This is a genomic window from Pelagimonas varians (assembly GCF_003208435.1).
GTDB lineage: Bacteria > Pseudomonadota > Alphaproteobacteria > Rhodobacterales > Rhodobacteraceae > Pelagimonas > Pelagimonas varians.
Window position 1 is genome coordinate 268768 of the sequence record NZ_QKMF01000004.1, and the last position, 15512, is coordinate 284279.

14 protein-coding genes and 1 tRNA gene are annotated in these 15512 nt (G+C 54.7%); 9 read left to right on the plus strand and 6 right to left on the minus strand.

Going from position 1 to position 15512, the window contains the following annotated elements; all coding sequences use genetic code 11:
* Window positions 1-141: 141 nt before the first annotated feature.
* Window positions 142-1107: a sodium-dependent bicarbonate transport family permease gene (locus C8N36_RS07420; protein WP_370739143.1), complete on the minus strand. Its 966-nt coding sequence runs from the start codon at window positions 1105-1107 to the stop codon at window positions 142-144.
* Between the two features lie 97 nt (window positions 1108-1204).
* Here C8N36_RS07420 and C8N36_RS07425 point away from each other — a divergent pair, with 97 nt between their 5' ends.
* From C8N36_RS07425 to C8N36_RS07445, 5 genes are all read left to right on the plus strand, one after another.
* On the plus strand, window positions 1205-2110 hold the full coding sequence (locus C8N36_RS07425; protein ID WP_097803896.1) for a hydrogen peroxide-inducible genes activator: 906 nt from the start codon (window positions 1205-1207) through the stop codon (window positions 2108-2110).
* Window positions 2111-2598: 488 nt separating this feature from the next.
* Window positions 2599-2805, plus strand: coding sequence for a hypothetical protein (locus C8N36_RS07430; protein WP_097803895.1), 207 nt, complete (start codon window positions 2599-2601; stop codon window positions 2803-2805).
* 406 nt (window positions 2806-3211) lie between these two features.
* On the plus strand, window positions 3212-3586 hold the full coding sequence (locus C8N36_RS07435) for a response regulator (protein WP_097803894.1): 375 nt from the start codon (window positions 3212-3214) through the stop codon (window positions 3584-3586).
* A gap of 412 nt (window positions 3587-3998) precedes the next feature.
* Window positions 3999-4859, plus strand: a complete 861-nt coding sequence (locus tag C8N36_RS07440) for an O-fucosyltransferase family protein (RefSeq protein WP_097803893.1) — start codon at window positions 3999-4001, stop codon at window positions 4857-4859.
* A 102-nt stretch (window positions 4860-4961) separates the two neighbouring features.
* Window positions 4962-5981 (plus strand): NAD-dependent epimerase/dehydratase family protein, encoded by a 1020-nt coding sequence (locus C8N36_RS07445; protein ID WP_097803892.1) that lies wholly within the window; start codon window positions 4962-4964, stop codon window positions 5979-5981.
* A gap of 463 nt (window positions 5982-6444) precedes the next feature.
* Here C8N36_RS07445 and C8N36_RS07455 read toward each other — a convergent pair.
* A tRNA-Ile gene (locus C8N36_RS07455) sits at window positions 6445-6521 on the minus strand.
* 299 nt (window positions 6522-6820) lie between these two features.
* Between C8N36_RS07455 and purM the strand changes: the two genes are divergently transcribed.
* The 3 genes from purM (at window position 6821) to rnd (ending at window position 9719) form a co-directional block, all read left to right on the plus strand.
* A complete protein-coding gene (purM, locus tag C8N36_RS07465; RefSeq protein ID WP_097803889.1) occupies window positions 6821-7867 on the plus strand; it encodes a phosphoribosylformylglycinamidine cyclo-ligase in 1047 nt (348 codons plus the stop codon).
* The gene (purN, locus tag C8N36_RS07470; RefSeq protein WP_097803888.1) at window positions 7864-8454 is read left to right on the plus strand and encodes a phosphoribosylglycinamide formyltransferase; all 591 of its coding nucleotides are present in this window, start codon (window positions 7864-7866) and stop codon (window positions 8452-8454) included. Before purM ends, purN begins: the two co-directional genes overlap by 4 nt.
* A gap of 107 nt (window positions 8455-8561) precedes the next feature.
* The gene (gene rnd, locus C8N36_RS07475) at window positions 8562-9719 is read left to right on the plus strand and encodes a ribonuclease D (protein ID WP_097803887.1); all 1158 of its coding nucleotides are present in this window, start codon (window positions 8562-8564) and stop codon (window positions 9717-9719) included.
* A 43-nt stretch (window positions 9720-9762) separates the two neighbouring features.
* Here the strand turns inward: rnd and C8N36_RS07480 are convergent, their stop codons facing one another.
* Window positions 9763-10263: a hypothetical protein gene (locus tag C8N36_RS07480; protein WP_097804137.1), complete on the minus strand. Its 501-nt coding sequence runs from the start codon at window positions 10261-10263 to the stop codon at window positions 9763-9765.
* 121 nt (window positions 10264-10384) lie between these two features.
* Here C8N36_RS07480 and C8N36_RS07485 point away from each other — a divergent pair, with 121 nt between their 5' ends.
* Complete coding sequence (locus C8N36_RS07485; protein ID WP_097803886.1) at window positions 10385-10789, plus strand: SufE family protein; 405 nt, start codon at window positions 10385-10387, stop codon at window positions 10787-10789.
* A gap of 83 nt (window positions 10790-10872) precedes the next feature.
* Here C8N36_RS07485 and trpE read toward each other — a convergent pair whose 3' ends face one another.
* The 3 genes from trpE to C8N36_RS07500 are packed head-to-tail and all read right to left on the minus strand — an operon-like array spanning window position 10873 to window position 15505.
* Window positions 10873-12387, minus strand: coding sequence for an anthranilate synthase component I (gene trpE, locus C8N36_RS07490; RefSeq protein ID WP_097803885.1), 1515 nt, complete (start codon window positions 12385-12387; stop codon window positions 10873-10875).
* A 15-nt stretch (window positions 12388-12402) separates the two neighbouring features.
* The gene (locus C8N36_RS07495; protein WP_097803884.1) at window positions 12403-14253 is read right to left on the minus strand and encodes a peptidylprolyl isomerase; all 1851 of its coding nucleotides are present in this window, start codon (window positions 14251-14253) and stop codon (window positions 12403-12405) included.
* A gap of 55 nt (window positions 14254-14308) precedes the next feature.
* The gene (locus tag C8N36_RS07500; protein ID WP_097803883.1) at window positions 14309-15505 is read right to left on the minus strand and encodes an aminotransferase; all 1197 of its coding nucleotides are present in this window, start codon (window positions 15503-15505) and stop codon (window positions 14309-14311) included.
* Window positions 15506-15512 lie beyond the last annotated feature (7 nt).

The following is a 15512-nucleotide window of genomic DNA, read 5'->3' on the forward strand; positions in this document are numbered from 1 at the left end:
GTTTAGGGGGCGGGTGTTGGACCAGATTGCAGGTCGCCGGATAGTCTAGGACGGTTTTACGCTTGGTTGCACATGCTAGTCTGATCGCGCTTTGCAATTCATTGCGTCAGCAAGCGGAGGGGCCTTGGCCCCCCCGAATTTTCAGAGCAATCCCGCAAGCCAGAGGTATAGCGGCAGTCCAACCGTGATGTTGAATGGAAAGGTCACGCCCAAAGAGAGTGTCAGGTAAATGCCTGACTCAGCCTGTGGCAACGCGATCTTCATTGCCGCGGGCACCGCGATGTAAGACGCCGAAGCGGCAAGCACCATCAACAAGAAGAGGCTGCCGGTCTGTAAACCGATCACGGCGCCCAGACCCAGTGCAAGAACCGCACCTATCATTGGCATCATGATGCCAAAGGCAAACAACCCTGCGCTCAATAGATGCCGGTTGCGCAGCAGGCTGCGGCCCGCCGACAGGCCCATATCCAGCAGAAACAGGCACAAAATGCCGGTGAAGGGCGTCACAACGAACGGGGCAATCATCTCCATGCCCTTGTCTTGCGTCAGCAAGCCGATCACGAACGCGCCGGTCAGGAGTACGATGGAACCATTGGCAAAAAGCTCTTTCAGGGGCACACTTCCCGCAGCGCCGTCGCGTCCAAAGCGATGTGCGATCCAAAGAGCCGAGAGGATCGCCGGAACCTCCATCGTTGCGGCCACAGCGACCATGTAGCCATCCGAAGCAATTCCGGTCAGGTCCAGCAGGCTGGAGGCGGCGACGAAAGTAACGATGGAGATAGATCCGTAGTGCCCCGCCACGGCAGCAGCGTTCAGTGCGTTCAGCCGTGTCATACCGCGCAGCAGGGCATAGGCGATGAAGGGGATCAAAAAAGACAGCACCAAACCCGCAGCAAGGGCAGTGAAAACCTCTGCATTCAACCCGTTTTCTGCCAGGCTGTGCCCCCCTTTGAAACCTATCGCCAGCAGCAAGTAGAGCGACATGAACTTTGCAGCTCCTTCGGGGATCGAAAGGTCACTGCGCACGACAGCAGCCAGAAGGCCAAGGACAAAGAACAAGATCGTCGGCACCATTAGGTTGCCTATAAGGCTTTCAAATATCTGCATGATTTAAGTCTCCAGAACAGGTTGGTGCCCTGTTGCCCAGATTTGACCAATAGTTTAAATACAAATGAACACCTAAACAAATAGCCTGAGGTTATGGATGCGCCCGACATTGCGTCAGATGGAATATATTGTCACCGTGCATCAGCTGGGCAGCTTCGGTCTTGCTGCGGAAACGCTGAACGTCAGTCAGCCCAGTCTCTCGAACCAGGTGGCAGCGGTGGAAACCGATCTAGGTGTGCGGCTTTTTGAACGCGGCCGTGCCGGCTCGCGCACCACGGCGCGGGGGCTGGAGTTTGTCACCCGCGCGCGTCGCATCCTGTCCGAAGTCGAAGCATTGCGCGGCGCGATGCTCTCGGATCTGCCTTTTGGCGGGAGGTTGCGGTTGGGGGTGCTGCCGTCGATCGGGCCGTATCTTTTGCCACAAGCGATGAAAACCCTGCACGAAACCGAACCCAACTTGCGGGTCATAGTACGCGAGGAAAACACTCTGAGCCTCGATGAAGGCATAAGGAACGGGCGTTTCGACGCGATTATCTCAACGCCTGAGGATCACCCGAACACATTCCAGCGCGAGCTATTCGTCGAACCGCTATGGGTCGCGATGTCGCAGGACCACCCCCTTGTCGGGCGCACACAAGTCATAGCCGATGACCTTGCCGGGCAACGCCTATTGACGCTCGACACCGGCCACAGGCTGGCACGTATTGTCTACGGCATCGCAGGGGCGAGCGGGGCCACGGTCTCTGACGACTACGAGGGCACAAGCCTCGACTCTATCGTGCTGATGGCGGCGACCGGAGCAGGAATCGGCATCCTCCCCGACCTCTTTGCGCGGCGGCAGGGCATCCACCGCAGCGAAGTTTGTGTCATGCCGCTTGCTATACCGGGTGCAGATCGAACAATCAGCATACTCGTTCCAATTGACAATTCGGAGCACTTTTCTGCCGCTCTTGCGACAATCCTGCGCAGCGCTGCCAAAGCGCTCGAACTGAAGGTCAACTAGACATCCGGGAGGGCCGTGCATGTTGATCGTAGGATGACCACAGTGATTTTGTGTATTACGCAAACACCCGTTGAAGGCGGGTCCACTAACACTGAAATCTGCATGGCGAGGACAAACGTCGACCATGCGCAGTGCGGTGTCCAAGATCATGGACACGGTTTCAGCCCGAAGCAAACTTAGGGTCAAAACCCGGGTTTTATGATAGCTGACCCTCGTTGTCACATACGGCGTCTTCCAAGCTGACAAAACCGCCGCTGTTCGAAGTCTTTCAAGACCGTCTTTCCCGCGCCTTAGAAGGAATTGGTGAAGGGGTTTGTGAATGGGATATACCCGCAAAGAAATTCCCTTGTTCTCCAAGAGATGCTGAAATTCTTGGCGCGCTGAACCGCGATCACATTCAGACGGATGGACGTCAATTTCTGGACTATGTGAGACCGGTTTTTTGATGCCACAGAGCTTACCCGGAAGATGTCGCATAGGACAGCACCATGCTTTGGCAGATCCTTCATTTGGATGACGTAACCCAACCAGCAGCATCAGTTAAGGCGGCAACTGTCCGCTGGAAAACGGGAGCAGAGTTTCCGATTGAGAACCGCTTCTGGGTCGAAAAATTGGCTGTTTGGGGGGGGGCACCGCCTGTCGGCGCACTCTCGCGGCGCAGCGACGGCGTCACTTGGTTTGAAAGTCGATATTGATATCACAGCCCTTAAAGAGACCAAGGAGAGCCTGCGGGCGAGCCGGAAAATGCGGGCGCAATCCCACAATCTTTCTGCAATAGGTTAACTAACTGACGGGATTGCACATGATTTCAACAACCTGCTGGCTGCGGATGAGATCCTCATTGGAAAGTGCTTTGTTAAACTTGATTTTGAATACCCGCGACGCGATGGACGGCTAAGAGAGGTTCACAGTCGAGACCGCCAATATGCGGATTGACGCACCCTACATTGACACTCGGCAGAAAACGCTGGTCCTCAGTCGATTTGTCATACTGGCCGTCAAAGACAACGGCCACGGGGACACTCTGGGCACAGTGGGGAAATCCCGGAGCCAGTTTTTACCACCAAACTGACAGGCGTTGGATCTGGCTTTGGTTTGTCGATGGTTGTTGGATTTGTGAAACAACCTCGCGGAACGGTTCAAGTCTATTCTGAATTGGACAAAGGCACAACATTGAAACCGTATTTCCCAGCTAAAAGTGCGCCACATTTTGAGCCAAACGATTCCGTGAGGTCCAAATACAATGAAGCAGTTCGTGAAATCCGAGTGCTTATTGCTGAGGACGAGGAAGACGCGCGCAACACTTGGGTCAAGGTTCTTGAGCGGGCCGGTTATCAAGTGACGGCGGCTCCGGCGGGTGAAGCCGTATTCGCCATATTCGAAGCCGACCCTACTTTTGATCTCGTTCTAACTGATATCGTCCTGTCAGGATCACTGCAGGGAAGGGGCGTTGCCAAGGCATCGAGGAAGCAATGATCGACATTGCCGGTTCTCGTCATGTCGGGCTATGCCCGAGCAGCGGCTGTACTCGGGAACGGTTTGAGGCCTTTGTGTCATTCGAGTATCGCGCAGCATCTGCCATATTCCGCCGCTGCTGTCAGCGAGTTCACTTTCCCAAAGCGGACATTCAGCGGGTTCGGCTGATGCTTTGTCGTCAGAGACACACAGGTCATGGCCCATGCAATGCCTGACGGCCTCTCAGAAGTGGACGATCAGGCTACCAGTCTAGGCACCTTCGAGCTTATTGCCACCGCTGCCCTGAGTGAAACGTAGCACGCCGAGGGCCGATGCCGGCAGCTGTTCACGGCGGCTCTCTCCAGACTTTGAAATCTTTAGGTGCTCCCGCCGGACGCTTGCAAATGCTTTGGCCGAATGCTTACTGTTGCGAATGAATGAATCTCACAATACCAAACGTTTGCGACTGCGCGCCGGACCCTCAGGCATCTTTTCCAACGTCAACGAGGTGATCGAGCAAGGCAGACTTGCCCAGCTTGGTGGCTACTCGTTTTTCATTGATTGGTCAGTGTCGTGCTATCGCGATGCAGACCGAGAGGAAGACCCTTGGGCTTACTACTTTGAGCCCAGTTTTCCCGATGTCACACCTTTCGAGGGAGCAGATGATCTACCGGGTGGGATACCAATTTGCTGTACACGTGAAAACGTCATCACACCGCGGCTAGAGGACGGGAACTGCAATCCTTTACTCTTGCCGCGTGATCGGGCTGCCGCGTCACGCCTCCTGCACACCTATGTGCGGCCCAAGCAATATATAAAGGACGCTGTAGCAGCGTTTAAAGCAGACCACTGGCGCAGTAAAATGATCGGCCTTCACATTCGCGGGCCAGGGCGCTTGGACGGCGGAGCCGATGTACTTCGCAAGGCGCTAGGAGCTGAGGGTGCTGTGCCCTTTCAGCCATTTTTCGAGCACACTGATCGCATTCTCGACCTTATTCCTGATGCGGGGATCTTCGTCTGTTCCGATAGTCAGCCAGTGATCGACAGAGTCCGCGATCGCTATGGTGATCGCGTCGTGGACTACCCCGCGATACGAAGCACCTTTGGAGAGATGCACGCCCGTCACCCCGAAAACGGAGATGAAACCTTTCCAACCTACCGCTTGGGTCTGGACATGGTGATCGAAGCATTGCTGCTGGCCGAGACAGACGTCTTCATCCATGGCAACTCAAACGTCGCTAACTTTGTGCTCTCATATGACCCATACCAGATGCATGTGTATGTTTTGGCCTGAGATTTCGGGCACTCCGAATTCACCGCTCCAATTCTTGTTTGGTGCACTCAAATATCATTGTTGATATTTGACAGTATTAATGGACAACGGACGAAACTTCTAATGACCAAAACAGCCCTTGTCTGCGGAGCAGGCGGATTTATCGGTGGCCACCTTGTTAAACGGCTTAAATCTGAAGGGTTTTGGGTTCAAGGGGTGGATATCAAAGAGCACGAGCACGCCCAAACGCAAGCAGATGAGTTTGTCGTCGGTGACCTTCGCCAGCAATCCTTGGTAAAGGACGTTTTTGATCAAAGCTTTGACGAGGTGTATCAGCTGGCTGCAGATATGGGCGGTGCTGGATACCTTTTTACCGGCGACAATGACGCCAACGTTATGCACAACTCGATGCAGATAAACCTCAATGTCTTGGATGCAGTGCGGAACAAAGACGTAAAACGTCTTTTTTATGCGTCATCGGCATGCGTATATCCTGAGAAAAACCAGAAAGATCCTGACAACCCGAACTGCGCAGAGGACACGGTTTACCCTGCACAGCCTGACAGTGAATACGGCTGGGAAAAGTTGTTTTCCGAACGCCTCTATTTTGCGTTCAATCGCAACTACGGCACACAGTGCAGCGTGGCGCGTTACCACAATGTTTATGGTCCAGAGGGCACATGGATGGGCGGTAAGGAAAAAGTGCCCGCTGCGATGTGCCGGAAAGTCGCCGAGGCGGAATCTGGAAGCGACATTGAAGTTTGGGGCGACGGGTTGCAAACGCGATCATTTCTTTATGTTGACGATTGCGTCGAGGCAACCATCCGGCTTCAAAGGTCGAATTTCGCGGGCCCGGTTAACATTGGCTCAGAAGAGATGATTTCCATCAATGACCTTGCCAAGATGGTGATTGGCTTCTCTGGCAAAGACTTGGGCATCAAAAACATTCCCGGTCCCGAGGGCGTACGCGGGCGGAATTCCGATAATCTCCTAATTGCAGAAAAACTTGGGTGGCAGCCCCGCTTCAAACTGCGTGAGGGAATGGAACGGACCTTTTCCTGGGTTCAAGACGCTTTGGTGCACAAATCGCACCCGGAGGGGTTACCACATGAATCCAGTGGGATGGATGCCGGAAACAAGTAGCTGGATACCTAAGATATTGTAGACCCGGAGCGGGGGCCAGCGCACTTTGTCATAGAAGATGCGGGGATGACTCGGGAGGCGGCGATTGCGGGGCGGTGGGTTCGGGCCATTTCGTCGATTTTGCAAGCTCCACTTCTTGCACCCAGCCGACTCCTAGGTGCGTCGCGAAATCTAGGCCAAGCAACTCAGTACGTCCCGGTTGTGGCGCGCGCGCGGGTTTCCAGATTTCGCGCAGCTGTGATAGTTGCGGCCCCCCGCTTGCGGATCAGTAGCTGGATTGAGCTGTTGCAAGGCGCAGAAATCGAATCAAGTTTTATTGGGTAGCAAAATGACCGCGCTGCTGACGTAGGGGGGGATTAAGCCTCTTTGGCGAAATTTGGAGGGCACTTTGTCTGAAGCCATTGAAAACATGTGGGACTGAAAGTGCCCCACTTTTATCTATATCATTGGTTTTATTGAAAGATGGTAGGCCCGGAGGGACTTGAACCCCCAACCAAGGCGTTATGAGCACCCTGCTCTAACCAATTGAGCTACAGGCCCACCGTATGACGTTCACTATCAGACCGGCAGGGCGCGTCAATAGGGTTTGAACATCCGAAAGCGGCGCAGCGGGTAGGGCAAGAATCAGCGCAGGCGTTAAAACGCGGATTGCCTCAATACCCAAGCAGATCAAAACCAGTTTCAGAGCACTGGCGGCGGAGAAAATCGGCCAAATCGGCGTCTGCAGAGGGTGGGAGCCACCTTCTAGGCCCCAATTGCCCCATCCGTGCCGTTGCAGCACGTCCTTCGATACGATATGCGCGACGCAAACGCCGACACGACCCCTTAAGGAGACCGCTATGAGCGATGGCAAAACCGGATTGACCTATGCCCAAGCAGGTGTGGATATTGACGCAGGCAATGCGCTGGTTGAACGGATCAAACCCGCCGCAAAGCGAACCAATCGCTCTGGCGTAATGTCTGGTCTTGGCGGCTTTGGCGCGTTGTTTGACCTGAAAGATGCGGGCTACAATGATCCAATCCTTGTCGGGGCCACGGATGGAGTTGGCACCAAACTGCGGATCGCGATTGACACCGGCCATGTAGACGGAGTCGGAATCGACCTTGTCGCAATGTGCGTCAACGATCTGGTCTGCCAAGGGGCAGAGCCCTTGTTTTTCCTCGATTATTTTGCAACTGGCAAGCTGGATACAGACACCGCAGCGCGCGTCGTTGAAGGCATCGCAGAAGGCTGCGTACGGTCGGGTTGTGCCTTGATCGGCGGCGAAACCGCCGAGATGCCCGGCATGTATCCGGCTGGCGATTTCGACCTTGCAGGCTTTGCAGTCGGCGCTATGGAACGCGGCGCAACCTTGCCTGCGGATGTAGCTGTTGGCGATGTGCTTTTGGGTCTTGGTTCGGATGGCGTACATTCGAACGGATACAGCCTTGTTCGTAAGCTGGTCGAAGTTTCCGGTCTTGATTGGGATTCGGATTGCCCGTGGGACGAAGGCTCTCTTGGTGCGGCCTTGCTGACGCCAACCCGTCTTTATGTAAAACAGGCTCTGTCGGCGATCAGGGCAGGGGGCGTCCATGCTCTGGCCCATATCACTGGCGGTGGTTTGACTGAAAACATTCCACGCGTTTTGCCCGAAGGCATGGGCGTGCAGATCGATTTGGATGCTTGGGATTTGCCCGGCGTGTTCAAGTGGATGCAGCAAACAGGCGATATTGCCTCTGCTGAAATGCTCAAAACCTTTAACTGCGGTCTGGGCATGGTTTTGGTGGTTTCTGCCGAGGAGGCTGATGCGCTTGTGTCTTTGCTTGGCGAGGCAGGGGAAACCGTAGCGCGCCTTGGCACTGTGACGGATTCCGGCACTGTATCCTACACTGGAACTCTTGCATGAAACGGGTTGCGATCCTGATTTCGGGGGGCGGATCGAATATGGTTCGCCTAGCCGAAGACATGATCGACGATCATCCCGCCCGTCCGGTTTTGGTCTTGTCCAATGTTCCGGACGCCGGCGGTTTGGCCAAAGCCCGCGCCTTGGGAATTCCAACAGAAGTTGTGAACCACCGTGACTTTAAGGGCGACAGGGAAGGTTTTGAAAAGGCGTTGATTTCTACGATTGACCCCTATGAGCCTGATGTCTTGGCGCTTGCAGGGTTTATGCGTATTTTGACATCCGAATTTGTGGGGCACTATGCGGGCCGCATGTTGAATATTCATCCTTCATTGCTGCCGAAATACAAGGGATTGCACACCCACACCCGCGCCATCGATGCTGGCGACACAGAAGCAGGATGTTCGGTCCACGAAGTTACGGCAGAACTTGACGGCGGCCCTATTCTTGGCCAAGCACGGGTGCCCGTGGTTGCCGGGGACACCGAAGACAGCCTTTCTGCGCGGGTTCTGGTTCAAGAGCACGGGCTTTATCCGGCTGTTTTGCGGCGGTTTGTGTCCGGTGATCGCAGCCCAGTCTTGTTGCCATAGCCTGCAAGATTGCAGTTTTGGTTGTGTTTCTGGCGCTCAGGTGTTTACCCTGACATAACAACGCACTGACGCTGACAATAACAAAACCAACAAAGAAAAGACTGCGCATGCAGACAATTACGACAACGGACGACCTGAAAACCTTTTGTGATCGTGCAAAGGGAAAACCCTATGTCACAGTCGATACGGAATTTTTACGTGAACGCACGTATTATTCCAAACTGTGTCTGGTGCAATTGGCCTTGCCGGGGCAAGACCCTGCGGATGCGGTGTTGGTTGACCCCTTGGCTGAGGGGTTGTCCCTGGATCCGATGCTGGACCTGTTCCGGGATGAAAGCATCGTCAAAGTGTTTCATGCAGCCCGTCAGGATCTCGAGATTTTCTTTATCGATCATGGCGTCATTCCGGTGCCTTTGTTTGACAGTCAAGTTGCCGCGATGGTGTGCGGTTTTGGTGAACAGGTTGGCTATGAAACACTGGTCAAAAAGATCACCAAGCAACAGGTTGATAAATCGTCGCGCTTCACCGATTGGTCCCGTCGGCCTTTGACGGACGCGCAGAAAACCTATGCTTTGGCGGATGTGACGCATCTGCGTCAAATATATGAATTTCTTGCTAAAAAACTGGAAGACTCGGGCCGAGAACGTTGGGTTCGAGAAGAAATTGGCATCTTAATTGATCCCGAAACCTATATTTCTCGGCCGGCAGAGGCGTGGAAACGTGTTAAAACCCGTTCCAATTCCGTACGGTTCTTGGCTGTTGTCCAAACCTTGGCCGAGTTTCGGGAAACCCATGCGCAATCACGCAATGTACCGCGCAATCGTGTGTTTAAGGACGATGCATTGGTTGAACTGGCCTCGACCAAACCGCAAAACCTTCAGGATCTGGGGCGTTCACGGTTGTTGCTCCGCGAAGCCCGCAGGGGTGATATAGCCGATGGCATTTTGGCCGCTATACAGGCCGGATTAAACCTGCCTGCGGACCAATTGCCGACGGTCAGAACCGAGCGTGACAAGGTGCAAGTGAACCCTGCCTTAGCCGATCTGTTGCGCGTGCTATTGAAGGCCAAAACAGAAAATTCTGGCGTGGCGTCCAAGCTGATTGCACCGACCTCAGATCTGGATTTGATTGCATCTGGCGAACGCGATGTTGCCGCGTTGCGAGGGTGGCGTCGGGAAGTGTTCGGCGAAGACGCCTTGCGCCTATGTGCTGGCGAAGTGGCGCTGGCCACAAAAGGCAAGCAAGTGGTTGTGATTGAGATATAAAAAGGGGCCCTAAGGGGCCTCTTTCCTTTTCAACCGGTCAAAATCAACGTCTTGAGCTACGCACATTTCGCGCGGCTTTGACACGGATTTCGCGAATACCTGCCAATTGATTGTCCGTCAGCCAAACCGCAACGGTGACCGAACGCGAAGCTTCGGTTCCAACATTGCCACGCAGTTGAATGGCTTTGAAATCATAGGTAGCGACGGTTTCAGTGGTTTCAGCTTCGTTCTGAACCAAGCGAACGTCATAGAAACCTTGCCGGTTCACAATTCCGGTCGCGCGAATAATCGCGCCGCCAGGGCGTCGCTCGATCAGCATTTCACTCACTTCGCCGACGAATTGACCATAATAATTGGTGTCTTTTTCAGAGCGAAAAATCGACGCGCGTCGTTGGGGAATCAACGGATTGACCCCCTCAGGGACAGCGACAGGTTCACTGCTGCTTTCACCATACCAGTTATATGGGTTAAAATTGGATTCTTTGAATCCACAGCCGCCAAGCATCAGCGCTGAAAGCACCAAAACGGAAAGAGGTTTGTTCATTTTGTTTCTGCCCCATACCTGCATGTTTAATGGGTTATCTCAATTCCTCACGCTTGAAAAGCGCCAAGGGCTGGACCTTTTGAGCTTGCCCGCTTAGGTGCTTGGAAAAAGGAGTTTCAGCATGGCGCAGGCAGCATTTGAAGAGGTGGTTGAGGATTTCGAGTTTCTAGAAGACTGGGAAGATCGCTATCGCATGGTGATTGATATGGGCAAAGCGCTGACTCCGCTTGACGATGCACTCAAAGTGCCTGCGACCAAAGTAGACGGCTGTGCCAGCCAGGTTTGGCTGCACATGACTCCTGCAAATGGCACGTTTCATTTTCAAGGTGAAAGCGACGCGATGATTGTCCAAGGACTTATCGCGCTTTTGCATAAATTGTACGACGGGCTCGATATGTCAGAGGTCGCTGCGGTGAATGCCCGTGAAGAACTGAGCCGCTTGGGTTTGCACGATCACTTGTCTGCACAGCGATCAAACGGCTTGCGCGCAATGATCGAGCGCATTCAAAAAGAGGCCAATGCCTGAACAGCGCAAAGACCCCTGAAAAGTCTGGTGTCAGGTGGTAGAAAACCGGGGGCAGGCTAACCAGCCCCCGAAATCATCACAAACTACGCGTTGCCGTTCTTGGTGAAACGCGCAGCATCCGCTGCCGCGCGACGGATCGCATTCGATTTATGCACCGTCTCTTGGTATTCGGCTTCGGGGTCGCTGTCATAGACGACACCGCCGCCCGCCTGAATATACAGCTTTTGATCTTTCACGATGGCTGTGCGCAATGCGATACACATATCCATATCGCCGCCAGCGCTGAAATAGCCAACGCCGCCGCCATAGACGCCGCGCTTTTCTGGTTCTAACTCGTCAATTATTTCCATAGCCCGCACCTTGGGGGCTCCGGAAACTGTACCGGCTGGCATGCCTGCAAAGAACGCTGACAATGAATCTTGGTCTTCGTGCAATTCGCCCACAACGTTGGATACGATGTGCATGACGTGGCTGTAGCGTTCGATGATGAATTCTTCGGTTGGACGCACGGTGCCAATTTTAGCGACGCGGCCTACATCGTTGCGGCCCAGATCCAGCAGCATCAAATGCTCTGCCAGTTCTTTTTGGTCGGCCAAAAGGTCCAGTTCCAATGCTTTGTCTTCTTCCGGCGTTGCACCGCGGGGACGCGTGCCTGCAATCGGGCGGATGGTAACTTCATTTCCAAACACCCGAACCAGAATTTCCGGCGATGCACCAATGACTTGAAAATCGCCAAAGTTGAAGTGAAACATAAATGGAGACGGGTTTGTCCGCCGCAACGATCGATATAGTGCAAATGGCGGCAATGGGAAATCTTGGGTCCAGCGCTGTGCAGGAACCACCTGAAAGATGTCACCGGCTTTGATGTATTCTTTGGCCTGCAACACCGCTGCCTTGTATCCATCATGGGTGAAGTTGGAAACCGGAGTGCCCAAATCAGCCGCTTCACCCAGATCACGGGCTTGTTGGGGCAATGCGCGTTCAAGATCGCGGACTGCATCCATAACCCTCTCGGCGGCCTGCGCGTATGCTGCGCGGGCCGACATGCCATCCTGGATCCATGCGGGGGACACAACCGTCACCTCGCCCTTGGCCCCATCCAGAACCGCAACCACGGACGGACGCAAGAAGCACGCATCCGGCAAACCCAAAGGATCGGGGTTGATGTTGGGCAGATGTTCGACCAACCGGATCATGTCATAGCCAAGGTAGCCAAAAAGGCCAGCTGCGGCTTGCGGCAGGTTGTCGGGCAAATCGATCCGGCTTTCGGCCAGAAGCTCGCGCAACAAATCCAGTGGCTCGCCGTCTTGATTGGTGAAGCTATCAGGATCAAAACGCGCAGAGCGATTGATGCGGGCTTGTGTGCCGTGACATTGCCAGATCAGATCCGGTTTCATCCCAATGATCGAATAGCGACCGCGGATTTCACCGCCAGTCACGGATTCCAGCATAAAGCTGTCGCGGGCCGCTCCGGTCAATTTCAGCATCAAAGACACAGGAGTGTCCAGATCTGCCGCCAGCCGCGTGTATACAATTTGATTTTGACCAGCTTTGTAAGCGGCTTCAAATTCGTCGAAGGATGGGGTCAGACCTGACATATAACGTGCTCGGCTCTACTGGAAATTGACGTGAACGGCGTTGATCGCCTGTTGGTCGATATTGACACCAGCCCGCTGTTGGATGTCTGCAGACAGGGCACGGAACAGATCTTGGGACACATCATTGACGGCTTGATTGCCAAACAGATTGGCCAGCATCTGCGCATTTTCACCTTCGGTATCTGCGGGCAAGATCTCGTCCAGCCGTACCAGAAGGGCGCCATTGCCACCGGAAATCGCGCGGATCGCGCCGGGCTCCATTTCGAAAACAGCTGTCAGCACATCTGCGCTGAGGTCGGCCCCATATGCTGTGCGGGTCAGACCTTCTTGGGTGTTGGCAGTCAAGGACAGGTCTTCAAAGGATTTTCCAGCTGTCAATTGCTCAGCCAGAGCTTCGGCCTCGGCCAACAAGGCTTTGCTGCGTTCGGACCGTTCAAACGATAGCTCAACTGCGGCACGCACGTCCTCAAACGGCAAGGGCGCAGGGGACAAGATTTCTTCAAGACGCATGGCAAACAAACCACCATCCCCCAGTTCGGCAACCGTAGGGTAATCGTCGGCATTCAGGTTCTGAGCGGCCTCACGAAAGTCTTCATATCCGGCGATGTCGCCGTCTGTATCCTGACCTGTCCAGCCAATAGTACCCAGTTGCAAATCAGTGGTTTCGGCCAGTTCTTCCAAGGTGGCCCCAGCGGCCAGTTGGTCGTCAAAGTCTTGCGCTTGCTGTTCGATTGTCCGGCGGGCGCGGTCCAGAGCCAGCGCATCGCGCAGATCAGGGGTGGCTTCTTCGAAAGTGGTGGATTGCTCAGGCAATACGGCGTTCACGCGGAACACGGCTGGCCCAAGGTCGGAAGGCGCAGGGCCTGCTACAGTTCCGACTTCGGCTGCGAAAACCAAATCGGCTGCTGGGCCCAGATCTCCGGTAGTTACGTCACCCATGTCGGTGTCGGCCAAGGTCAAATCGCGCTCTGCGACCAGCTGTTCGAATGTTGCTTCACCGGCTGCAACCCGGTCAACGGCGGCCTGTGCTTCGGCGTCGTCACCATAGACCAGACGTTCCACCAAGCGACGTTCTGGCATGTTGAATTCGGATTCGCGTTCTGTGTAGGCCTCACGCAAAGACGCGTCGTCGACCTCAACCGTATCCAAAATCATGTCTGGTGTCAGCCATGCAAAGGTGATGCTTTTGGTTTCCGGACGTGTGTAATCCGCGATGTTTTCTTCGTACCAGGCGGTCAGCTGCTCGTCGGTTGGAACAGGCATACCAGTGGTCAAGGTTTCGGGGCCAAGTTCGGCCCAAGTAAACGCGCGGCGCTCGCCTGAAAAAGAAACCAATGTGTCTACATAGGTGTCAGGCAGCTTGATCCCCGCCAGAACCGACCCCTGCAAAATAGTTGCCGCGCTTTCAGAGCGCAGTCCTTCTTCGAAGTCGCGTTCGCGCATGCCGATGTTTTGCAACGCATATTCATAGGCTTGACGATCAAACTGGCCATTCACACCGTGAAAAGCCTGCGTGTTCACAATCTCGTCGGCAAGGCGATCGTCGCCAACCGAAATGCCCAAAGTGGCCGCTTCGCTTTCCAGTGCGGTGGCGACAACAACCTGTGCCAGAACCTGCTGAGGAAGGCCTGCTGCCTGCGCTTGTTGAAAGGGCAGCGGTTGGCCCGATTGCGCTTCGACAGCGCGGATCTGGTTGCGTAGACCATTGGAATAGTCCTGCACGCTGATCGGAACTTCGCCGACATGGCCAACGCTGCGCACGCCACCGGAAAAGTTAGTGGCTCCAAAGCCGCCAAGGCCCACAAAGAGCAAAGCCATCAGGCCATAGATCATCATCTTGCCTATGCTGGTTTTCTTCTCTGCCATGTGTTCCTCCGCAGAATGTAGATTTTGGGCCGTTTTGGGCCGCGTTTGGACTTGTCTACGCCGCGTGCTGGGGCGCTGCAAGGGGCCAGTCGAGTGCACAGAGCCGGCGGGTGAATTCAGCAATGCCGGCTTGGTCGACATTGGCAAAAGCAATTCGATACGCGCGGTGGCCAGAGGCATCGCCCTTGGGCATGAACATCGACGCGGGCAGCATCAAAATTCCCGCCTCGCGGACCAGTTTCGGGGCCATTTCCTCGGCTGTTCCAAGGTATGGGTGCGTGACCCAGGCAAAATAGGCCCCAACACTTTGAAGCTGCCACCCTTTGGCTTCCAGTGCAGGAAAGTGTGTTTCAATGGCGGCGCGGCGTTCCAAAAGCTCTTGGCGTTGTTCTGCAAGCCAGCCGCCCAGATTGCGTAACCCCCATTCCGCCGCGATTTGTCCCAAAGTGGGCGCGCAAATGGCGATGGTATCAAGGTATTTCTCGGCCTCTTTTAGAAAGTCGACATCACCGATGATTGCACCGGTCCGGTGACCTGTCATCCGAAAACTCTTGGAAAAACTATACAGTTGGATCAGTGTATCGCCCCAGTCTCTCACCTTAAGAAGGTCATGCAAGGTCCCGTTTTGGCTGTGAAAATCCCGGTACGTTTCGTCGACGATCAGTTTAATGCCTCGCGAGCGGGCAAGATCGAAAAAATCCTGCATTAACGCTGCTGGGTATTCCACTCCGCTTGGGTTATTCGGGGTAATCAAAACAATGGCTTTGGTACGCGAGGTTATCAAGGACGCGGCAACCGTCGGGTCTGGGAGTAAATCCGGCCCGACCGGCAAAGGCTTGGCCGTGACACCGGCCATATCGAGGCACATTTTATGGTTAAAATACCACGGCACGGCCAAGATGACTTCGTCACCGGCTGTGCACAGGGCGGCAATGCTGGCTGCAAAAGCCTGATTGCATCCAGCAGTAATCGCAACTTGGTCAGGGGTGACTTCAGCGCCGTAAAAGTCTGACCACCGCGCGGCCAAAGTCTGGCGCAAAGCTCCCATGCCCAAAACCGGCCCATATAAATGGGTTTCGGGATTGTCCAAAGCCTGCGCCATGACGGCCCGCAGCGGAATCGGTGGCGGGTCAGCCGGAACTGCCTGACTAAGATCAATCAAGGGCCGGTCGGGTGGGAACGTGACCCCCTCCAACCATTTGCGTGCTGCAGGGATCGGCGGCGAGAAAGTCGCCTGCGTCCAACTTGTCATCTCGGCA